A 19,887-nucleotide genomic window follows, 5' to 3' on the forward strand; every position below is an offset into this window, starting at 1 on the left:
TCCCCATGTGAGCAATCCAGAGTCCCTCCGCGGAAAGATTCTGGATTGCTTCGCTATGCTCGCAATGACGACGCGGAGAGAGCTGGCTCTCGTCCATCCGCATCAACGCGCGGATGTACCCGCAAGCGAGGCGCGCAGACTGCTCACGCCTCGCCGCGCAGCCAGGCCCGCACCTTTTGCAGCAGGCCGTGCCGCAGCTCATCGACGGAGGCAGCCTCGGCGGGCGTCAGGGTCTGCAAGGCCCCGTCGATATCGTCGGCCGCGAGCGTCGGCTCCGGCGCGGGTGACGATGCGAGGCCGGCCGCGGCGATCGCGATCGGGCCAACCTGGGTGAGGAAGGCGCGCTCGTATTCGCGCGACAGGCGCGCGAGCGCGTCGTCCAGCGTCAGCCAGTCGACGGCCTTGATGTCGTTCATGAGCTTGCGGACGGGACCGGCCCCAGCCTCCATCCGCCAGAAATGCACGATCTTGATGGGGCCGCCGGACTGGTAGGCGATCGTGCCCAGAAACTCTTGCACGACCACGTCGTGGCCGGTCTCCTCCAACACCTCGCGATGCGCGGCTTGCTTCGGCGTCTCGCCATCGTCGAGCTTGCCCTTGGGCAAAACCCATTCATTGCGCTTGCGTTGGCGCACAACCGCGATCAGCGGCGTGTCGCCACGCCGCAGCACAATACCACCCGCCGCCATCACCGGCGCCCGCGCCATCACAAGATCCGTGTCGATCGAATTGTCCCGGCGGACGATATAGGCGGCCGAGACGGCGGATTGAAGGCTAGTTTTTCCTCAGCAGCGCTTGACCGGCGCGGATGCGCGTCCCCTCAGTGATACCGTCGCAGAACGAAAAATCACCGGGCGCCAGGATGATGATGGTCGACCCGTGCTCGAACCAGCCGAGCTCCTCGCCCTTGGTCACACTGACGTCGCAGGGGAAGTTGACGGGACCGCGTGTCTGCGCATTCAGCACCATGTCGAGGAAATGCAAGCGGATGCTGGCGACCAGGATCGCGGCGACCGGCACCAGCGTCACGGCCTCGCCGGTCGACAAATGCGTGCGGATCACCGCGCGCTCGTTCTTGCAAAACAGCCGCTCGACCCGCTTCAGCGCGATCGGGTTGACGTTCCAGACGTCGCCATGGATCAGCGTGACGCGCTCGATATGCGCATCGAACGGTGCGTGGAAGCGGTGATACATGCTCGAGGTCAGCCGCAGCGTCACGAAGCTTCCGTTGCGGTGCTGCTCGACCAGCGCGGGATCGCCAAGCAGGTCGAGCAGCGAATAGGGCGCGCCCTTGACCTGGAACAGTTCGGTGTCGGCGATACGGCCATGGGCGCCGACAATGCCGTCCGAGGGACTGGCGACCACCGACGGATCCGGATCAAACGGCCGTAGGCCCGGCTTGAGCTCACGGGTGAAGCAGTCGTGCAGACTGCTGAAACGGTCTTTCTTCGCCTCCGACAGATCGAGGTCGGAGAACAGCTTCCACAGCGCGATGGAGCCGTCCCGCACCAGCGGGTTCTCGATCTTGGAGAACCACCCCATGAAGCGGGTCAAGCCTGCGCGGGGGATGCGGTTGGTCAACAGGAAGTTGAGGTCTTCCTGCTGGGTGAAAGAGGCGATGAGGGCTTTGACTGTCATGAATCTGTCAGCTCGCAGTATTAGCGCTTGTTGTCATGGAAACGACACTCCCGATTCTCTCATTTTCCGTGGCCGCCGCAGCGTCCGCTGCCGCCGCCCTCCCGAAGCTGAAGGCGCGGATCGAACTGTCCCGCGCCAAGCACCGCTCGCTCGCCGGGCACTCCAAGATGTCGCGCCGGGTGGCAAAGCTGCTGCCGTTCTACGAGTTCGAGGGCGACAAGTATTTCGGCTGCGACGGCGCGCCTGACGACGTGGTGATGCAGCGCAAGGAGGCCTTCTTCCGCCTCGCAGCTCTCTACGCCGATCGCTACCCCAAGGGCCGCGCGATGACGAAGGAAGCGGCCGAGACGATCTCCGACCTGCATTTCACTGAAACCTACCGCGTGCCGTTCCAGTTCTCGCGTCTCGTCCGCGAGCATCTCGGCACCTCGACCTTCATGGAATCGTCGAGCGGCGTTACCGTCACGGATGTCGACGGCAACACCTCCTACGACCTCACCGGGTCCTATGGCGTCAACATCTTCGGCAACGATTTCTACAAGGAATGCATCGAGGGCTCCCAGAAGCGGGCGCACGTGCTCGGCCCGGTGCTCGGCCCCTATCATCCCGTCATCCTCGAGAACGTGCAGCGGCTCTGCCAGATCTCGGGTCTCGACGAGGTCTCGTTCCACATGTCCGGCACCGAAGCGGTGATGCAGGCGGTGCGGCTCGCGCGCTACCACACCAAGCGCACCCATCTGGTTCGCTTCGCCGGCGCCTATCACGGCTGGTGGGGCGACGTGCAGCCGGGTGTCGGCAATCCGATCAATGCGCACGAGACCTACACCCTCTCCGAGATGTCGGAGAAGACGCTGCACGTGCTGCGCACGCGCAAGGACATCGCCTGCGTGCTGGTCAATCCGCTGCAAGGGCTGCATCCGAACGCCAACGCGCCCGGCGATTCCTCGCTGGTCGACTCGTCGCGCGGCGGCAATTTCGATCGCGTGGCCTACACCGAGTGGCTGAAGCAGCTGCGCGAGGTTTGCACCGAGCGCGGCATCGTGCTGATCTTCGACGAGGTCTTCGTCGGCTTCCGGCTCGCCGCCGGCGGCGCCCAGGAATATTTTGGCGTCAAGGCCGACATGGTGACCTACGGCAAGAGCCTCGCGGGCGGCCTGCCGGTCGGCGTGGTCTGCGGCAGACACGAGCTGATGCGCCGCTTCCGCGACGACCGTCCCGCCGACATCTGCTTCGCCCGCGGCACCTTCAACTCGCATCCCTATGTCATGACGGCCATGGACGAGTTTTTGAGCCGGCTCGCCAGCCCGAACTTCCGCGCCATCTATGACGGGCTGGACGCGACCTGGAACGGCCGCGCGCAAAAACTCAACCAGATGATGACCGACGCCAAGCTGCCGGTGGAGTTCGCAAACTTCTCGTCGATCTGGACGGTGAAATACACCACCCCGTCCCGCTACAACTGGATGCTGCAATATTACCTTCGCGCCGAAGGCCTGTCGCTGAGCTGGGTCGGTACCGGCCGGCTGATCTTCAGCCTGAACTACACCGACGCCGACTTCACTGAGGTCGCCGTCCGCTTCGTCCGCGCCGCCGGGAAGATGAAGGCCGACGGCTTCTGGTGGCACGATGGCGCGCTCACCAACAAGAACATCAAGCGGCAGATCCTGAAAGAGATGCTGGCCAAGCGCTTCGGGCGCTGAGGCTAGTTCCTCCAACGCCGTCATGGCCGGGCTTGTCCCGGCCATCCACGCGCTTCTGCACGAAACTTCCAAGACGTGGATGCCCGGGACGAGCCCGGGCATGACGTAACCATCAGACATCGGAGTGGTCGGTGTGCGCAGCGCGTTCAGGCGTGCTGCTCTTCGAGCGTGGGCTCGGAGATCAGGCCCAGCGTGTGCTCGGGGTTGAGGTGCAGGCCGGGGTCCATCAGCTCGCCGCGCATCAAGGCGAGCGGGGCGCTGCGATAGAGCATCAAATCGTGGAAGGGGTCGGTCAGGATCTTGGTCATCCAGACCAGGCCGGTCTCGACGTCGCGGATGAAGAACAGGTGCACGGTGCGGAACAGGAGACCGCCGCCGCCGATCACGAGCCAGATCTTGGCGACCTGCCGCATGAAATCGGTCGCGCTCGCCCAGGGGGTAAACAGGCCGAACAGCGTGGGGTCGACGAACAGCACTAGCGGGGATGCCGCCCAGATCGCCATCAGCACCACCTTGCGCTGAAGGTTGTAGCCGACCTTAATGTCTTCCTTGTACTCATGCGTCGCCTGGTTGATGTGGTCGTAATCATGCGGCTCGAAGAAGAAGTGACCGGCCTGGCGCGAGGTCATCGAGACCAGCCAGCCGACCAGCGCCGAGATCATGGGATCGACGAACAGCCAGACATAGGCAAAGAGAAAGCTCAGCGCGCTGACGAAGTGCAGGCTCTGATTGATGCGGCTGTGGTGATAGTAGCGATGGTCGTCCCAGCGCTGGATCCGCAGCTGCTCGATATAATTCTTGATCATGCTCTCCCCCAAAATGCTTTCGGGTTCAGGATTTACAGGGATTCGATGTAGGCCGTGTGACATCATGATTTTGTCATGTGACGATGCAGCGACGCGATGACGCACGCGAACGCGTGAGCGGCGGATCGCGCCGCTCCGACGCAGACTTGCTCAGGCTGCCTTGGCGACGTCGACCTTGCGGAAGCGCACCAGCGAGAAATGACCGAGCGGCGGAATCAGGCGGCGCTCGGCAAGCTCGATGCCCTTGGCGCCAGCCAGCCACTTCGCATAGCGCGACCAGGCGAACTCGGCGGTGCGGAAGCCGAGCGGACGCACCACCGGCTGGAGCTTCTGCTCGATGAAGCGGCGCATGCCGGTGTCGGCGCTGACGCGGGTGAGGATGATCAGCTCGCCGCCCGGACGCAGCACGCGAGCGAATTCATCGAGCGCGACTTCCGGATTCGGCACTGCGGTGACGACATACTGCGCCATCACGACGTCGAAGGAATTGTCGGGGAATTCGAGCTTCTCGGCGTCCATCACCGCGAGGCCTTCGACGTTCTTCAGGTTGCCCTCGGTGACGCGCTGGCGTGCCTTGTCGAGCATCGCTTCCGAAATGTCGGTGCCGAAGATGCGCAAGTTCGGGGCATAAAGCGGCAGCGAGATGCCGGTGCCGACGCCGACCTCGAGCACGCGGCCGCCGATCTTGTTGGTGGCTGCGATCGCGGCCTGACGGCCCTTGGCGAATACGCCGCCGAACACGAGATCGTAGACCGGCGCCCAGCGATCATAGGCCTGCTCGACCGTGCCGCGGGTGAGATCGAGCTGCTGGGTGCCGTCAAGGTTCATGATCTTAGCCATCGATGAGGTTCTCGCTGTGGGTCAAAGTATGATCAGCCGCGCACCGGCCGCCGCGCCATGCGAGGCGAGGCGCGCAGGATGCGGCTGGGCTGGAGTGAGGTGAGATTGCCGACGAACTGGCGCGCGCTGTTCTCCCAGGAACGCTCCAGCGCGAAGTTGCGGCAGGTCTCGCGCGACATGGTGAGTGCGCGCAAGCAGGCGGCGCGCAGATCGTTGTCGATCGCGCCGATCGGATGATCGGCGATGACGTCCTTCGGTCCCGTCACCGGAAACGCCGCAACCGGCGTGCCGCAGGCGAGCGCTTCGAGCTGCACCACGCCGAACGTGTCGGTGAGGCTCGGGAACACGAAGACGTCGGCGGCGGCGAGATGCGCGGTCAGATCCGCGCCCTTCTTCTCGCCGAGGAAGACGACATCGGGATATTTCTTCTCGAGCGCCGCCTTCTGCGGGCCGTCGCCGACGACGACCTTGGTGCCGGGCAGATCGAGCGCGAGGAACGCCTCGAGATTCTTCTCCACCGCAACGCGGCCCATGGTCATGAAGATAGGACCCGGCAGGTCGAGCCTGGCCGGAGCGTCCGGATGAAACAGCTCGGTGTTGACGCCGCGCCCCCAGAAGCCGAGCCGCTTGAAGCCGCGCCCCGACAGCTCCTGCCGCAGCGACGGCGTCGCCACCATGGTCATGGCGGCGGCATCGTGGAAGTGGCGCAGCACGGCATAGCCGACGGCATCAGGGATGCCGGTCCGCACCGAGACGTATTCCGGAAAGCGCGTCGTGTAGGAGGTGGTGAAGGCGAACCCGTTGCGGCGGCAATAGGCGCGCGCCGCCCAGCCGATCGGGCCTTCGGTTGCGATATGCAGCGCTTCGGGCGCGGCCTTCTCGATTCGCCGCGCGATCTCCTTACCCGCAGGCAGCGCCACGCGCAGGCCCGGATAGGTCGGCAGCGGCCACGACCGGAAGCCGTCCGGCGTCAGGAAGTCGATCTCGACATCGAGGGCCTTGGCGGCGGCCGCCAGCGAGGTCAGCGTCCGGACCACACCGTTGACCTGCGGATGCCAGGCGTCAGTCGCGATTAATACCCGCATGGGGAAATCCCGAGAGTTTGATGATTCTCGGCTTAGGACCATCAACCACGGATATTTCAGGCGTGTGACGTCACATAAGTGTCGGCGCGCTGTTTTGTTCGTTAACAGCCCGGCCGGGCCACGAAACTGTCATGAAACAATCCTTGCCGCGACGAAACCGTTTTCGGTTTTCCGTGCAAACGTCCCGAAACTTCTTGTCGTTAGTGATTGACGCAACGGAGCACCGAAACGGTGCCGGGGTGACCAAGAAACACCACGCAGACAGGGGCGATCAATGTTCAATCTGGACACGTTCAAGACGTTTTCGCGTGCCGTTGCCGTCGGTGCAGTGGCTGTGACCGCAATCGCATTTGCCGGCCCGGCCAAAGCCGCGCCCGTGCAGCTCTTCCCGTTCTTCCAGCCGCTGCCGACGATGACTGCGCCGCAGCCGCTTCAGCCGTACCAGCCCTATCAGGCGCCGACCTATCAGACCGCACCGTCCGAGGATCAGGACGCGGTCGAGACGCCGGCCCGCTTCCGCCGCCAGACCGTCAGCTACGCAACACGTGAAGCCCCGGGCACCATCATCATCGATACGCCCAACACCTATCTTTATTACGTGCTCGGCAACGGCCAGGCGATCCGCTACGGCATCGGCGTGGGCCGCGATGGCTTCACCTGGTCCGGCACGCAGGCGGTGACCAAGAAGGCCGAGTGGCCGGACTGGACCCCGCCGCCGGAAATGATCCAGCGTCAGCCCTATCTGCCGCGCCACATGGCCGGCGGCCCCGGCAACCCGCTCGGCGCCCGCGCCATGTATCTCGGCGGCACCGTCTACCGCATCCACGGCACCAACGCCCCCGACACGATCGGCAAGCACGTCTCCTCCGGCTGCATCCGCCTGACCAATGACGACGTCTCCGACCTCTACGCCCGCGTCAACGTCGGCACCAAGGTGATCGTGCTGCCGATGACCGAGCGGAGAGCGGAGCTTCGGTAGCGCGAGGCGTAAGCTGCGAACGAGATTAGGATGCGAACAGCCCCGGCGACGCCGGGGCTGTTTTCGTTTGAGGCCGGTGATCGTGGCCATCCTTCGAGACGCCCGCCTTCGGCAGGCTCCTCAGGATGAGGACGGAGTGCGCCGCGGCTCCGCAGCGCTTGCGCTACATCGCCGATGCCAGTTAACCTCATCCGGGGAGCGCGCCCTTGCGCGCGTCTCAAATGATGGGGCGTTCACGATGACCGAAGGCGCCTACCTCTACATTCTCAGATGCGCCGATGGCAGCTACTACATCGGCACGACGCGGACCGAGCTCGAAATCAGAGTTGCGCAGCACAACGCTGGCACTTTTGCCGGCTACACAAAGTCACGCAGACCCGTAACGCTAGCCTTCTCCCAATGGTTCGACCGCATCACCGATGCGATCGAATGCGAACGCAAACTCAAGAAATGGAGCCGCGCCAAGAAGGAAGCCTTCATGCGCGGCGACTTTGCTGAACTCCATGAACTAGCGAAGCGCGGCTCTCATCATCCTTCGAGACGCCCGCCGTCGGCGGGCCCTCGGGATGAGGGCTGAGGCCGGCGCGAACAAAAACCAGGTTGCCGCAAAACCGGCGCGCGCTAATCCCATGCTACGCCGCAGATGCAAGTTAGCCTCATCCTGAGGAGACCGCGAAGCGGTCGTCTCGAAGGACGAGGCGTTCACGCGGGCGGAGGCCCCTCACCTCTCGCCCACGCGTCACCGCTCCGTTATCAATCGCAGCCACGCCGCCGCGTGAAACGCGCTCATCAGCAGATACATCGGCACCATCCCGCCGAGCATCGAGCCGTGCCCGGCGGCGCAGAGCATGTCCGCCGGACCACCGCCGAGAACCGCCGTCAGCAGGGCCATGACCGCGAAGGTCGGGGTAGCCGCAAGACCCAGCCATCTGGCGACGTGGGATGCGGTCACCACCTCTCCGCCAGCACGGCCGGCGTCGGCAGCCGCGCCGGCGGGATGGGCCTCGGTCACTGCGCGCCCTTCTCGCGAAGCGCCTTTTCTCCGGCATCGGACACCTCGACCCACTTCTTGTCGGGCGCGCTACCGTCCTCGTAGCTGTCGTGCCAGTTCCACCATTTGTAGGTCGGCGTCTGCGGATAGCCGGCCGGCGAGTCCTCCCAGACCTCCTGGCGGCCGAGCGGGGTGATGTCGAGATAGTTCCAGGTGCCGCCCATCTGCTCGTCGCCGCGGCTCTTGATCAGATAGGTGCGGAAGATGCGCTTGCCGTCGCGGTAGAACACGTTGGTCCCGTGCCATTCGCCGACACCGAAATCGGCATCAAAACTGTCGGTGATGGTGACCCACGGGATGTTCCAGCCCATCCGCGCCTTCAGCCGCGCGATATCCGGCTGCGGGGCGCGCGAGGCGAACACCAGCGTGGTGTCGCGGGCGTTCAAATGCGCGACATGGGCGACCTGGTCGGCCACCATGGAGCAGCCGCGGCAGGCATGGTCGGGCCAGCCGAACACGCCCGGCTCGAAGAAGGCCCGGTACAGGATCAGTTGCCTTCGGCCCTGGAACAGATCGAGCAGACTGGCCTTGCCCGAAGGCGTCTCGAATGCGTAGGTTTTGTCGACTTCCATCCACGGCATGCGCCGGCGTTCGGCGGCGAGTGCGTCGCGGGCACGGGTATGCGCCTTTTCCTTCACGAGCAGTTGCTGACGGGCTGCCTCCCAGTCCTGCGGCGACACCACTGGTGGTGTTTGCATGGCGGGCTGTCCGTTGGTTCCTGCTTTTTCTGCTGATGTCATCATGGCTCTCCAAACTTCTTGCTCACCGCACATTGTCGGCCGTCAACGACTTCTGGCACCGGACGGTTGCCTGGTGGGAGTAACAAGTGTGGCGGGATTTTCATGGAATCGCTGATCACGGCCGCCGCCCGCGCGCTCGAAGCCGGCGATCCGCTCGGCGCCCTGAACCGCGTCGCGTTGCGCAACGATGCGCCCTCGCTGGCGCTGCGCGGCATCGCGATGGCGCAGCTCGGCGATCTCGCGAAAGCGAAGACGCTGCTGCGCAGCGCCGCGCGCGCGTTCGGGCCGAGAGAGGCGGTCGCGCGCGCCAGATGTGTGGTGGCCGAGGCCGAGATCGCGCTCGTCTCGCGCGACCTGAGCTGGCCGGCGCCGTCGCTCGCAAGCGCGCGGGCGACGCTCGCAAGCCATGGCGATCTCGCCAATGCCGCCCATGCCGGCCATATCGAGGCCCGCCGTCTTCTCCTGCTCGGACGCGTCGACGAGGCCGAGCGCACGCTGGCCGAGATCGGCATCTCCCCGCTCCCGCCTGCCTCTCTCGTCGTTCGCGAGCTGGTGGTTGCCGGCATCGCCATCAGGCGGTTGAAAACAAGAGATGCGCGTACAGCCCTCGACCGCGCAGGCAAGGCAGCGCAGCTGGCCAAAATCCCGGCGCTCGCCGCCGAGGTCGACGCAGCGAGCCTGATCCTGAACACGCCGGCCGCGCGCCTGATCGCGCGCGGCAGCGAGCACCCGCTGCTGCTCGGCGAGGTCGAGAGACTGGCGACCTCGACAGCGCTCGTCGTCGACACCTTCCATCATGTCGTGCGCAGGCAAGGCACGGCCGTGTCGCTCGGAACGCGACCCGTGCTGTTCGCGCTCGCCCGCCTGCTGGCGCAGGCATGGCCTGCGGATGTCTCGCGCGAGGCGTTGATATCAGGCGCGTTCCGGGCAAGGCATGTCGACGAGTCGCACCGCGCGCGATTGCGCGTCGAGATCGGGCGGCTGCGCACCCAGCTCAAGCCGCTGGCCGAGATCAGCGCGACCAGGCAGGGTTTTGAGCTGGCGCCGCGCAAGACGCGCGACGTCATCGTGCTGGCCCGGCCCGTCGAGGAGAAGCACGCCGCGGTCCTCGCCATTCTCGCCGACGGCGAGCCGTGGTCGAGCTCGGCGCTCGCGCTCGCACTTGCCATGAGCGCGCGCACGGTGCAGCGGGCCCTCGAGGAGCTGGCGCGGTCGAACAAGGTGCAGTCGTTCGGCCACGGCAGGGCGCGCCGCTGGGTGACCCCGCCCGTCCCCGGATTCCCGACAGGCTTGTTACTCCCGGGACCGCTATTAAAGGCTTAGGTTGGTCGCATCACAGGGATCGAGCAGATGAAACGTTCCGCCGCAGAGATCGTCAAGGAGTACGGGCCGTTTCCGGGCGTCGAGGCCGTGCATGGCATCACCTATGACGGCACCCATGTCTGGTTCGCATCGGGCGACAAATTGAATGGCCTCGATCCGGCCAACGGCAAGATCACGCGCTCGCTCGATGTCGCCGCACATGCGGGCACGGCGTTCGACGGCCGCCACCTGTTCCAGATCGCGGAGGATCGCATCCAGAAGATCGACGCCGCGACAGGCAAGGTGCTCACCACGATCCCCGCGCCCGGCGGCGGCGGCGATTCCGGGTTGGCCTGGGCCGAAGGCTCGCTCTGGGTCGGTCAATATCGCGAGCGCAAGATCCATCAGATCGATCCGGACACCGGCACCGTGCTTCGCACCATCGAGAGCAAGCGTTTCGTGACCGGGGTCACCTGGGTCGACGGCGAGCTCTGGCATGGCACCTGGGAAGGTGAGGACAGCGACATCAGGCGGATCGACCCTGAAACGGGCAAGGTGCTCGAGCAGCTCGACCTGCCGGCCGCGACGATGGTTTCAGGATTGGAATCCGACGGCGGCGATCGCCTGTTCTGCGGCGGCGGCGCCGCCGGCAAGGTGAGAGCGGTCCGCCGTCCCAGGCGCAGTTAGCTGTGCACTGAGGGCCTGGATCGACGGAAACAGCCGTTAACCGATTTGCCGCAATTCCACCCCATCGGTGCGCTCTAGCGCCCTGCTCGCCTGCCCTGTAAAATCCCCGTCGGGGCGGCTTGGGGGATCGATGCGACTAACCTTGAACTTGAAGACTGTCCTGATCGCCGTTGTGGTGCTAGCTGCGTCGTTTTTCATCAGCCTGAAGGCGATGGACTTGCTGTCGCCGCGCGCGACCAATTCGGCGCCGCCGGTCGCGCAACTGCCGCCGCTGCCGCCAGTGTCCAAGAGCTCGATCGTGGTGGCGCCCGTGGCGATCGCGCTGTCGGCGATCCGGGACCAGGCCGAGAAGGCATCACCGCGCAACTTCGCCGGCAAGGCCGAAAATCCGATCTCGCAGATCCTGCAGGACGCCGATATCGGCTGGGCCGCCGTCCGCGGGCCGATGTCGGCGACCGGCGACAAGGACGTGCTGACGCTGTCGACGCCGATCAGCGGCAAGCTGAACGTGACGGGGTCGCTGTCGGCGAAAGCGACCGGCGCGCTCGGCGATGCACTAGGCAGCGTGCTCGGCGGCGACGCGGCGAAACGGATCGGCGCGGTCAACATCAAGAACTTGAACGCCAGCGCCGAGATCAAGGGCAATGTGGTCGTCACCTCGCGCCCGAAGCTCGCGGCCGCCTGGCATCTCGAGCCGAATTTGGGCGCACAGGTCAATCTCGGCGACACCAACCTCAACGTCGCCGGCGCCAAGGTCAACGTGCCCGCGCAGGTGAAGCCGCTGATCGACAAGACGGTCGGCGATCAGCTCAACGTCGTCTCGGAGCGCATCCGCAACGATCCCAGCCTGCGCGAGAACGCCAAGGTGCAATGGGCCAAGGCCTGCCGCTCGATCCCGCTGCAAGGTAGCGGTTCCTCGGCCGCGCTGCCGCCGCTCTGGCTCGAGATGAAGCCGACCCGCGCGATTGCAGCGCAGCCGCGCGTCGACGCGCAGAACGTGACGCTGCTGCTCGGCCTCGAGGCCGAGACGCGCGTGACCTCGACGCAGACCAAGCCGGACTGCCCGTTCCCCGACAAGATCTCGATCGTGCCGCCGACCGGCACCGGCGTGAACATCGGCGTTCCCATCGACGTTCCCTTCACCGAGATCAACAAGCTGATCGCAGCCCAGATGGTCGGCCACACCTATCCAGAGGACGGCTCCGGTCCGGTCGAGGTCACGGTGAAAAGCGTCAACGTCGTCCCCTCCGGCGAGCGGCTTCTGATCTCGCTGCTGGTGCGCGCCAAGGAGAAGAAGAGCTGGCTCGGGCTCGACGCCGAGGCGACCGTGCACATCTGGGGCCGGCCGATGCTCGACCAGGCGCAGCAGACGCTGCGGCTCGCCGACATCCAGCTCGCGGTGGAGTCCGAGGCGGCCTTCGGTCTGCTCGGCGCCGCGGCCCGCGCGGTGGTGCCTCAAATGCAGCAGGCGCTGGTGCAAAAAGCGACACTCGACCTGAAGCCGATCGCCGCCAACGCGCGCGAGAAAATCGCAGGCGTCATTGCCGACTTCCAGAAGAGCGAGGACGGCGTCAAGGTCGAGGCCAATATCAGCAGCCTCACGCTGGCCGATATCGCCTTCGATTCCAGGACGCTGCGCGTGGTCGCCGAAGCCGGCGGAACGCTGAATGTGTATGTGACCAGGCTGTCGGGGATGTAGAGCGCCTTCGCGCACCTGCCCCCGCAGGGCGATCGCGTATGGCATTTTGCACAACCTGAGTGGCGCCTCGTCCTTCGAGACGACCGCTTCGCGGTCTCCTCAGGATGAGGCTTAAGCAACATCGGTGCTCGTCAAAACTACAGCCGCACACTCGGTCCTCATCCTGAGGGCCCGCCAACGGCGGGCGTCTCGAAGGATAGCCACAGGGGAATCACTCCCATGCGACTGCCCTGCCGCGCGCCGCTGGCGTTCTCGTCGGAGGGTGCTAAGCTGTTTCTCGATAGCATCGTAGGGGACACGCGAGGACAACATGGAAGCCGGCCTGGTCACGCCTGCGCCGGCACTGGTGCGCTTTTCCGGCATTCAGAAGACCTATGATGGCGAGCATCTCGTGGTGAAGAACCTCGATCTCGACATCAGGAAGGGCGAGTTCATCACCCTGCTCGGCCCCTCGGGCTCGGGCAAGACGACCACGCTGATGATGCTGGCCGGCTTCGAGGTTCCGACCCAGGGCGAGATCTACCTCGCGGACCGGCCGATCAAGAACATGCCGCCGCACCAGCGCGACATCGGCATGGTGTTCCAGAACTATGCCCTGTTTCCGCACCTGACGATCGAGGAGAACGTCGCCTTTCCGCTGTCCGTGCGCAAGATCAACAAGGCGGAAACGCAAGCGCGCGTCAAAGCGGCGCTGCGCATGATCAAGATGGAAACGCTGGCGCAGCGGCGGCCCGGGCAACTGTCCGGCGGCCAGCAGCAGCGCGTGGCGCTGGCCCGCGCGCTGGTCTTCAACCCGCAGCTCGTGCTGATGGACGAGCCCCTGGGCGCCCTGGACAAGCGCCTGCGCGAGCAGATGCAGCTCGAAATCAAGCAATTGCACGAGACGATGGGCATCACCGTCGTCTATGTCACCCATGACCAGAGCGAAGCACTCACCATGTCGGACCGCATCGCCGTGTTCAACGACGGCATCGTGCAGCAAATCGACCGGCCCGACGCGCTGTATGAGCATCCGGTCAACAGCTTCGTCGCCAACTTCGTCGGCGAGAGCAACGTGCTGGCCGGCACCGTGGAGACGATCGAGAAGGACTATTGCCGCGTCGCGCTGGCGGCCGGCGGCTCCGTCATGGCCCGTGCGGTCAACATAGCAGGCGCAGGTGCTTCGACCTCGTTGTCGGTGCGGCCGGAGCGGATCGCCATTATCCCTGATGGCGCCTCCAGCGACGGACCGAACCGGCTGCCGGCCAAAGTGCAGAACACGATTTATCTCGGCGACCACGCGCTGGCCGTGCTCGATGTCGCAGGGAACGCCGAGTTCATGGTCAAGCTCCAGCCGGGGGCGCATGATAGCCTGCGGCATAGCAGCCTAAGACCTGGCGAAAACGTGTTCATCACCTTCCGCCCCGAGGACTGCCTCGCCCTCGATCCCGTCTGATCCCGATGCGAGTGGCACCTGCATCGATCAACCTCAACGCAACGCAGATGAAGAAGGAACAAGGACCATGCTGAAGCGCAAGATTGGCAAGATTGCTCTGGGTTTCGCCGCGGCGTTCAGCGCCAGCGCCGCGCTGGCCACGGTCGCGCAGGCGCGTGACCTCACCGTCGTGTCATGGGGCGGCGCGTATCAGGATGCCCAGAAGAAGGTCTATTTCGAGCCGTTCAAGAAGGCGGCCGGTGTTGCCATGAACGATGAGTCCTGGGACGGCGGCGTCGGCGTGTTGCGCGCCAAGGTCCAGGGCGGCGCCGCCACCTGGGACCTCGTCCAGGTCGAGAGCGACGAGCTCGCGGTCGGCTGCGAGGAAGGGCTGTTCGAGAAGCTGGACTATTCCAAGATCGGCGGCGAGGCCGCTTACATACCACCGTCGGTCAATCCCTGCGGCGTCGGCGCCATCCTCTACGATTTCGTGCTCGGCTACGACAAGGACAAGCTGAAGGATGCGCCCAAGGGCTGGGCCGACTTCTTCGACACCAAGAAGATTCCGGGCAAGCGCGCCCTGCGTCAGGGCCCGAAGACCACGCTCGAGATCGCCCTCATGGCCGACGGCGTCGCACCGAAGGACGTCTACAAGGTGCTGGCGACCGACGAGGGCGTCGATCGCGCATTCAAGAAGCTGGACACCATCAAGGGCGACCTCGTCTGGTGGAAGGCCGGCGCCCAGCCGCCGCAATTGCTCGCCTCCGGCGAGGTGGCGATGACCTCGGTCTATAACGGCCGCATCGACACCGCGAACAAGAACGAGAAGAAGAACTTTGGCATGGTGTGGGACGGCGCGCTCTTCACCCTCGACAGCTGGGTCATCCTGAAGGGCAGCCCGAACAAGGACGCCGCCTACAAGTTCCTGGACTTCGCCGGCAAGGCCGAGAACCAGTCCAAATTGTCGGAGAATATTGCCTATGGCACCTCGAACAAGGACGCCGCCGCGCTGATCCAGCCGGCCGTCCTGAAGGATCTGCCGACCGCGCCCGACAACATCAAGAACGCTGTCGAGATCAACGTCGCCTTCTGGCTCGAGAACATCGATCGCCTGACCGAGCGCTTCAACAAATGGGCCGCGAAATAACGCGCCGGCGAAACGGCGTGCGGCGCGCATTCAGAGCATCTTCGTTGCGGCCATCCTTCGAGACGCCCGCTTTAGGCGGGCTCCTCAGGATGAGGACGGAGTGTGCGGCGGCCATTTCGCAGGAACTGGTGTTGATGAGCCTCATCCTGAGGAGACCGCGAAGCGGTCGTCTCGAAGGACGAGGCGCGCGCTCAGACCGATCGAAGAGGCTCTCCACATGACGGCAACTTCCTTGACCGGCGCCAATGCGTTGACCGAGGTGCCACTCAAGCGCCGATTGCGGCGTGCAGAGCGGACACGCCAGGTCAAGGCATTGGCGCTGGTGCTGCCGCTTCTCGTCTTCCTGCTCTTCACCTTCGCGGGCCCGATCGCCGGCATGCTGTGGCGCGCGATCGATGACCGCGAGGTACGTCAGGCTCTGCCCCAAACCGTCGCGGCTCTCGCCAGCTGGGACGGCAAGGACCTGCCGGATGAAAAGGCCTACGCGGCGCTGGCCAGCGACATCCTGGCGGCGCGCGCCTCCGGCACCATTGCCATCGCAGCCAAGCGGCTCAATTACGCCCTGAACGGCTTTCGCACGATCCTGACCAGCACCGCACGCAATCTGAAGGCGGTGCCGGAGCCCGGCACGGCCAGGGAGACGCTGGGCAAGATCAACCCGGCCTGGCGTGAGCGCACCACCTGGACGACGATCAAGGATGCCGGTGGCCCGGTCACGGGCTTCTATCTATTGGCGGCACTCGACCTGACGCGGAACGTGGACGGCGCGATCGTCGCGGCCCCGCCGGATCAGGCCATCTACCGCGATGTCTTCGGACGCACCTTCCTCATCAGTCTCGGTGTCACCGTACTCTGCCTGCTCCTCGGCTTCCCGGTCGCGTACCTGCTGGCGACGCTGCCGCCCGGCCGGTCGAACCTCTTGATGATCTTCGTGCTGCTGCCGTTCTGGACATCGCTTCTGGTGCGCACCTGCGCCTGGATCGTGCTGCTGCAGAGCAAAGGCGTCGTGAACGACAGCCTGCACTGGCTTGGCATCATCGACGAGCCGTTGCGCCTGATCTACAACCGCTTCGGTGTCTGCGTGGCCATGACCCATGTGCTGCTGCCGTTCATGATCCTGCCGCTGTACAGCAGCATGAAGGCGATCTCGCCGGCTTACATGCGTGCCGCCGCCTCGCTCGGCGCGCCACCCCTCACCGCTTTCCTGCGAATCTACCTGCCGCAAACCCTGCCCGGCATCGGCGCGGGAGGCCTGCTCGTCTTCATCCTCGCGCTCGGCTACTACATCACGCCGGCCCTGGTCGGCGGCGCCGCCGATCAGATGATCAGCTACTTCATCGCGCTCTACACGACCGAGACCGCCAATTGGGGCCTTGCGTCGGCGCTGGGGGCGGTGCTGCTGCTGGCTACGATTCTGCTCGCTCTCGTCTACGGCAAGCTGGTGCAGGGCCAGCAGGTCACGGGAGGGATGAAGAATTGAGCGACAATGCTTCCCTCCGCACGCCCAGCCAGCGCATCGCGTGGACCGCGACCATCGTCATCTCGACGCTGGTGTTCATCTTCCTGATCGCGCCGATTCTCGCAATCATGCCGCTGTCCGTCAGCTCGGGCTCGTACCTCACCTACCCGCTGCCCGGCCTCTCCTTGCGCTGGTACGACGACTTCATCAACTCGCCGCGCTGGATGAATTCGCTGAAGAACAGCATGATCATCGGCGTCGCTTCGACGCTTCTGTCCATGGTTCTCGGCACGCTGGCCGCATTGGGGCTCGCGCAGTGGAAAAGCCGGTTCAAGCCGCTGGCGCTGGCTTTCGTGCTGTCGCCGGTCGTCGTGCCCGGTGTCATCACCGCGGTCGGTCTCTATTTCTTTTTCGCGCCGATCGGACTGACCGGCAGCTATCTCGGCTTGATCCTGGCTCACACCGCGCTGGCGACACCCTTCGTGGTGATCACGGTCGGCGCGACGCTGCAAAGCTTTGACACCAACCTCGCGCGCGCCGCCGCCTCGCTCGGCGCCTCGCCGCTTCAAGCGTTCCGCCGCGTGATCCTGCCGCTGATCCTGCCCGGCGTGGCGTCGGGCGCGCTGTTCGCCTTCGCGACCAGCTTCGACGAGGTGGTGATCGTGCTGTTCATGGCAGGGCCAGAGCAGCGCACCCTGCCGCGGGAGATGTTCAGCGGCATCCGCGAGAACATCAGCCCGACCATCACGGCAGCGGCGGTGATCCTGACGACGGTCTCGGTCATCCTCCTCGCCACCCTGGAAGGCCTGCGCCGGCGCAACGAACGGCTCAAGGGCAGCAGCGCCTGAGCGGGGACCTCCTTCCTTCTCCCCTTGTGGGAGAAGTATTGCGTTGATCTTATTGGCCTTTTTTGGCCAGTGTCCAGCCGGTGTAAAAAACAGATTTATTTGCTGGAAGGTGCCCGAAAGGCCGGCGAGCGACCGAAGCCGCTCGCCGAGTCGCGATTGATCTTTACGCCGTGCGCCCGATGCGCTGGGCGGCTTCGTCCTTGCTGCCGGCGTGCGTGATGCCCTTGAGCACATGGTTCACGGCGCGCGGGTTGATCACATAGGCCGCTGCGATCTCGTGCTGGTACTGCCCGCTCCAGCGGCGCAGCCACACGTCAACAGCTTCTTCGAATGTGAACTTGGTTTTGCGGGGTTGGTTGTCTTGAACGACCGGACTAGCCACGCTAGGGTCTCCTTGTGGTTGATGGACATGCGAAAGCATTTTCAGCGACAAAAGCCACGGAAAGCCGAGCCCGCGTGCAAAGTGTGCTCGGCTTTTCCATGCGTGATTCGGGATCACGTCCCCCAGTAGGCCAAAGCCGTTGGGGTCGCGCAAGGTGGCGCGGAAAGCCATCCGTTTCAAGGGATTGGGGACTGGTTCCCCACGATTTACAGGCATAAGCCAATAGCGCCGCCCCGGTCAAAATGACCTATCCCCAAAAGATCACCTTCGGCGAGATGGCGCGAAGTCGGCGCGCCTTAGTCGTTTTGAGCCGCCAGCCGTGCGGCTTCCGCTCGCTGCCATCGTTCGGTGGCCTTCATCTCATCCATGAGGGCGACCACCCTGTTTTCCAGCGTCGTTAAGTGGCCGTCGAAGCCTTCGATGAACTCAATGACGTTGCGCCCTTGGTTGACTTCCCGGAAGAGCTTCATCACGTCGAGTGCGACGGCCGCCGCTAGCCATAGATCAAGCTTGACGTGATATTCGTCTTCAACGTCGAAAAATGGCGCATGAGCCTGATCGCCTTCAACGCGGAAGACGCCGTGCGATGCGACGACGTTCGCGTGAGTCTGCGACTCGTTGAGCATGTCCTTTTTAGCCTTGATCGCGTCGGAAAATGGTTTGTGGTTTTGCGCCAACCAATCGTAACGCTTGCCGGGAAGTTTTGGCGGAAGAACGAGCAGGCCATTTTCCCATTTAAAGAAATGTTCGTCGCCGGGATTGGCGATAGCGAAAGCGGCGTGCGCGCCAGCTTCGAGAACTTGGCGCAGATTCCACATTGCTTGCGACTTGTGCAAGCGAACTGCCGACATGATCGCTAGCAGATGATGCTTTTTCAGGATCGCAGTAAAGCGGCCGACGTGCATCCGGTCGTGGTCTATCGCAACAATGCAACGCGAAAGAAAAATCGAACTCGCGCGGGCTTCGACCCAGTGCTTCCCGAAGCGAGCTTCGGCCTCCAGCACCATTTGCCGTTCGCTTTCCGCCAGCTCCTGAAGCGTAGATTGAGGATAGGTCATGCGAATCGCCTTTGTCGCGCGTTTATAACACGGTCCGCGCCACGCTGGCCGCAGCGTCATCCGAGGGAAGGTGCGGCCGAAGTCTCCTTCGCCGGCATGAACGAGCACGACCGGCAGCGCGTCACCGCCGCTCCACTAACGGATCGTTCATGCGATGGGGTGAAGGTCAGAGCTGATGCCATCTCCCGCTAGGAAGGACCAACCACTGTGACCGATGAACAATTCGACGAGATAGCGACCGCGTGGGAAAACTTTGAGGACGAACCTAATCCTCGGACGGCTTGCGCGCTGTTGGAAGCAAACAACCCGGACCGCTATCGCCAGCGCGACCGATAACGTGCCTGCCGACAAGCGTCGCTGCATGACTGCGCGTCGGAGCGGCGCGGCGTGAAGCTCTTGCCGCATCCTGCGCATTTGCGTGGCTTGACGACGGTGCGCAGCTTGGCACGGCGGTGACGCCAGTAGCACGCCTTGGAGCAATGATAGACCAGCGGTCGCCCGATTGCCGACGCACACCCACCCACGCCGCACTGCCAGCGTCGTCGAAGGCGGTCGTAACCGGAGCTGAGGTCGATGCAGGGGTCGCCGCAGTGGATGGCCGCGCCGCACTTCAGGCAGCGAACGGGCTTGCAGGCTTCGGCGTGCTTCACTCGTGGCATAGCACTCAAGTGTAACACGCCAGCATGCGCAGATCATCCCGCCATCATCACCGCCAGCACGACCAAGATCGAGACGATGGCCACGAAGGCCAGCGCCTCGATGTTCGACAGTCGCCACACCGTCACCAGCCGAACTTGCTGACGCCGTGGTGGTGCAGTCGCGACGGGTTGAGATGTTCGCGCTGCACCTCGCGCACGACGCGACCGATCAGGCCGGCGCCGATCTCCGGATGGCGCGCCAGCTCGGCGGCGACATCGCGCAAGAACTGGCTGCGCTGGTGCGGCTGCAGCGGCGCGGCGGCGGCCATGACGGTTTGCAATTCGGTGTCGGTGAGCGAGATCACGGGTGCGGCACTCCAGATTTCCAAAATTACCTCGCGCGGTAATTTGGGA

20 protein-coding genes are annotated in these 19,887 nt (G+C 64.5%); 10 read left to right on the forward strand and 10 right to left on the reverse strand.

Features of this window, described 5'->3' with window-relative positions; all coding sequences use genetic code 11:
- Positions 1–143: 143 nt before the first annotated feature.
- Positions 144–707, reverse strand: a complete 564-nt coding sequence (locus tag FXB38_RS09050) for an NUDIX hydrolase (protein ID WP_148750527.1) — start codon at positions 705–707, stop codon at positions 144–146.
- Between the two features lie 67 nt (positions 708–774).
- Positions 775–1,638 carry an archaetidylserine decarboxylase gene (asd, locus tag FXB38_RS09055; RefSeq protein WP_148750528.1) on the reverse strand — a complete coding sequence of 288 codons (864 nt, stop codon included), beginning with the start codon at positions 1,636–1,638 and terminating at the stop codon, positions 775–777.
- A gap of 35 nt (positions 1,639–1,673) precedes the next feature.
- Between asd and FXB38_RS09060 the strand changes: the two genes are divergently transcribed.
- Positions 1,674–3,338 (forward strand): aminotransferase class III-fold pyridoxal phosphate-dependent enzyme, encoded by a 1,665-nt coding sequence (locus FXB38_RS09060; RefSeq protein ID WP_148750529.1) that lies wholly within the window; start codon positions 1,674–1,676, stop codon positions 3,336–3,338.
- Positions 3,339–3,484: 146 nt separating this feature from the next.
- Here the strand turns inward: FXB38_RS09060 and FXB38_RS09065 are convergent, their stop codons facing one another.
- The 3 genes from FXB38_RS09065 to FXB38_RS09075 all read right to left on the reverse strand — a co-directional run bounded on the left by FXB38_RS09065 (position 3,485) and on the right by FXB38_RS09075 (position 6,069).
- Entirely contained in the window at positions 3,485–4,144 is a 660-nt protein-coding gene (locus tag FXB38_RS09065; RefSeq protein ID WP_148750530.1) for a hypothetical protein, read from the reverse strand.
- Between the two features lie 150 nt (positions 4,145–4,294).
- A complete protein-coding gene (locus FXB38_RS09070) occupies positions 4,295–4,984 on the reverse strand; it encodes a class I SAM-dependent methyltransferase (protein ID WP_148750531.1) in 690 nt (229 codons plus the stop codon).
- A 32-nt stretch (positions 4,985–5,016) separates the two neighbouring features.
- Entirely contained in the window at positions 5,017–6,069 is a 1,053-nt protein-coding gene (locus tag FXB38_RS09075) for a glycosyltransferase family 4 protein (RefSeq protein WP_187434758.1), read from the reverse strand.
- Positions 6,070–6,343: 274 nt separating this feature from the next.
- Here FXB38_RS09075 and FXB38_RS09080 point away from each other — a divergent pair, with 274 nt between their 5' ends.
- Both FXB38_RS09080 and FXB38_RS09085 read left to right on the forward strand, forming a co-directional pair.
- Positions 6,344–7,048: a L,D-transpeptidase gene (locus FXB38_RS09080; RefSeq protein ID WP_148750533.1), complete on the forward strand. Its 705-nt coding sequence runs from the start codon at positions 6,344–6,346 to the stop codon at positions 7,046–7,048.
- A gap of 238 nt (positions 7,049–7,286) precedes the next feature.
- The gene (locus FXB38_RS09085; RefSeq protein WP_148750534.1) at positions 7,287–7,625 is read left to right on the forward strand and encodes a GIY-YIG nuclease family protein; all 339 of its coding nucleotides are present in this window, start codon (positions 7,287–7,289) and stop codon (positions 7,623–7,625) included.
- A gap of 162 nt (positions 7,626–7,787) precedes the next feature.
- On the opposite strand, the gene FXB38_RS09090 is transcribed toward FXB38_RS09085, so the two are convergent.
- Positions 7,788–8,060 carry a hypothetical protein gene (locus FXB38_RS09090; protein WP_148750535.1) on the reverse strand — a complete coding sequence of 91 codons (273 nt, stop codon included), beginning with the start codon at positions 8,058–8,060 and terminating at the stop codon, positions 7,788–7,790.
- Positions 8,057–8,842: a DUF899 domain-containing protein gene (locus FXB38_RS09095; protein WP_148750536.1), complete on the reverse strand. Its 786-nt coding sequence runs from the start codon at positions 8,840–8,842 to the stop codon at positions 8,057–8,059. Before FXB38_RS09095 ends, FXB38_RS09090 begins: the two co-directional genes overlap by 4 nt.
- 99 nt (positions 8,843–8,941) lie before the next feature.
- Here FXB38_RS09095 and FXB38_RS09100 point away from each other — a divergent pair, with 99 nt between their 5' ends.
- The 7 genes from FXB38_RS09100 to FXB38_RS09130 all read left to right on the forward strand — a co-directional run bounded on the left by FXB38_RS09100 (position 8,942) and on the right by FXB38_RS09130 (position 17,395).
- Positions 8,942–10,162 (forward strand): helix-turn-helix domain-containing protein, encoded by a 1,221-nt coding sequence (locus tag FXB38_RS09100; protein WP_148750537.1) that lies wholly within the window; start codon positions 8,942–8,944, stop codon positions 10,160–10,162.
- 27 nt (positions 10,163–10,189) lie between these two features.
- Complete coding sequence (locus FXB38_RS09105; protein ID WP_148750538.1) at positions 10,190–10,828, forward strand: Vgb family protein; 639 nt, start codon at positions 10,190–10,192, stop codon at positions 10,826–10,828.
- Between the two features lie 130 nt (positions 10,829–10,958).
- Entirely contained in the window at positions 10,959–12,527 is a 1,569-nt protein-coding gene (locus tag FXB38_RS09110) for a DUF4403 family protein (protein WP_148750539.1), read from the forward strand.
- 310 nt (positions 12,528–12,837) lie between these two features.
- A complete protein-coding gene (locus FXB38_RS09115) occupies positions 12,838–13,962 on the forward strand; it encodes an ABC transporter ATP-binding protein (protein WP_148750540.1) in 1,125 nt (374 codons plus the stop codon).
- Between the two features lie 67 nt (positions 13,963–14,029).
- Positions 14,030–15,088, forward strand: coding sequence for an ABC transporter substrate-binding protein (locus FXB38_RS09120; RefSeq protein ID WP_148750541.1), 1,059 nt, complete (start codon positions 14,030–14,032; stop codon positions 15,086–15,088).
- Positions 15,089–15,305: 217 nt separating this feature from the next.
- On the forward strand, positions 15,306–16,568 hold the full coding sequence (locus tag FXB38_RS09125; protein ID WP_148750542.1) for an ABC transporter permease: 1,263 nt from the start codon (positions 15,306–15,308) through the stop codon (positions 16,566–16,568).
- The gene (locus FXB38_RS09130) at positions 16,565–17,395 is read left to right on the forward strand and encodes an ABC transporter permease (protein ID WP_187434759.1); all 831 of its coding nucleotides are present in this window, start codon (positions 16,565–16,567) and stop codon (positions 17,393–17,395) included. The genes FXB38_RS09125 and FXB38_RS09130 overlap by 4 nt, the downstream gene beginning before the upstream one ends.
- A 163-nt stretch (positions 17,396–17,558) precedes the next feature.
- Here the strand turns inward: FXB38_RS09130 and FXB38_RS43715 are convergent, their stop codons facing one another.
- From FXB38_RS43715 to FXB38_RS09145, 3 genes are all read right to left on the reverse strand, one after another.
- Positions 17,559–17,948, reverse strand: a complete 390-nt coding sequence (locus FXB38_RS43715; RefSeq protein ID WP_246229768.1) for a hypothetical protein — start codon at positions 17,946–17,948, stop codon at positions 17,559–17,561.
- A 125-nt stretch (positions 17,949–18,073) separates the two neighbouring features.
- Entirely contained in the window at positions 18,074–18,835 is a 762-nt protein-coding gene (locus FXB38_RS09140) for a hypothetical protein (protein ID WP_148750543.1), read from the reverse strand.
- A 781-nt stretch (positions 18,836–19,616) separates the two neighbouring features.
- Positions 19,617–19,838 carry a hypothetical protein gene (locus FXB38_RS09145; RefSeq protein ID WP_148750544.1) on the reverse strand — a complete coding sequence of 74 codons (222 nt, stop codon included), beginning with the start codon at positions 19,836–19,838 and terminating at the stop codon, positions 19,617–19,619.
- Positions 19,839–19,887: the final 49 nt, after the last annotated feature.

It is taken from the genome of Bradyrhizobium cytisi, from assembly GCF_008123515.1.
GTDB classification, from domain to species: domain Bacteria; phylum Pseudomonadota; class Alphaproteobacteria; order Rhizobiales; family Xanthobacteraceae; genus Bradyrhizobium; species Bradyrhizobium cytisi.

Bases quoted from the DNA above. Each gene is read 5' to 3' on its own strand.
- FXB38_RS09050 (WP_148750527.1), bottom strand. From the start codon at position 707: ATGGCGCGGGCGCCGGTGATGGCGGCGGGTGGTATTGTGCTGCGGCGT.
- asd (WP_148750528.1), bottom strand. From the start codon at position 1,638: ATGACAGTCAAAGCCCTCATCGCCTCTTTCACCCAGCAGGAAGACCTC.
- FXB38_RS09060 (WP_148750529.1), top strand. From the start codon at position 1,674: ATGGAAACGACACTCCCGATTCTCTCATTTTCCGTGGCCGCCGCAGCG.
- FXB38_RS09065 (WP_148750530.1), bottom strand. From the start codon at position 4,144: ATGATCAAGAATTATATCGAGCAGCTGCGGATCCAGCGCTGGGACGAC.
- FXB38_RS09070 (WP_148750531.1), bottom strand. From the start codon at position 4,984: ATGGCTAAGATCATGAACCTTGACGGCACCCAGCAGCTCGATCTCACC.
- FXB38_RS09075 (WP_187434758.1), bottom strand. From the start codon at position 6,069: ATGCGGGTATTAATCGCGACTGACGCCTGGCATCCGCAGGTCAACGGT.
- FXB38_RS09080 (WP_148750533.1), top strand. From the start codon at position 6,344: ATGTTCAATCTGGACACGTTCAAGACGTTTTCGCGTGCCGTTGCCGTC.
- FXB38_RS09085 (WP_148750534.1), top strand. From the start codon at position 7,287: ATGACCGAAGGCGCCTACCTCTACATTCTCAGATGCGCCGATGGCAGC.
- FXB38_RS09095 (WP_148750536.1), bottom strand. From the start codon at position 8,842: ATGATGACATCAGCAGAAAAAGCAGGAACCAACGGACAGCCCGCCATG.
- FXB38_RS09100 (WP_148750537.1), top strand. From the start codon at position 8,942: ATGGAATCGCTGATCACGGCCGCCGCCCGCGCGCTCGAAGCCGGCGAT.
- FXB38_RS09105 (WP_148750538.1), top strand. From the start codon at position 10,190: ATGAAACGTTCCGCCGCAGAGATCGTCAAGGAGTACGGGCCGTTTCCG.
- FXB38_RS09110 (WP_148750539.1), top strand. From the start codon at position 10,959: ATGCGACTAACCTTGAACTTGAAGACTGTCCTGATCGCCGTTGTGGTG.
- FXB38_RS09115 (WP_148750540.1), top strand. From the start codon at position 12,838: ATGGAAGCCGGCCTGGTCACGCCTGCGCCGGCACTGGTGCGCTTTTCC.
- FXB38_RS09120 (WP_148750541.1), top strand. From the start codon at position 14,030: ATGCTGAAGCGCAAGATTGGCAAGATTGCTCTGGGTTTCGCCGCGGCG.
- FXB38_RS09125 (WP_148750542.1), top strand. From the start codon at position 15,306: ATGACGGCAACTTCCTTGACCGGCGCCAATGCGTTGACCGAGGTGCCA.
- FXB38_RS43715 (WP_246229768.1), bottom strand. From the start codon at position 17,948: ATGGCTTTCCGCGCCACCTTGCGCGACCCCAACGGCTTTGGCCTACTG.
- FXB38_RS09140 (WP_148750543.1), bottom strand. From the start codon at position 18,835: ATGACCTATCCTCAATCTACGCTTCAGGAGCTGGCGGAAAGCGAACGG.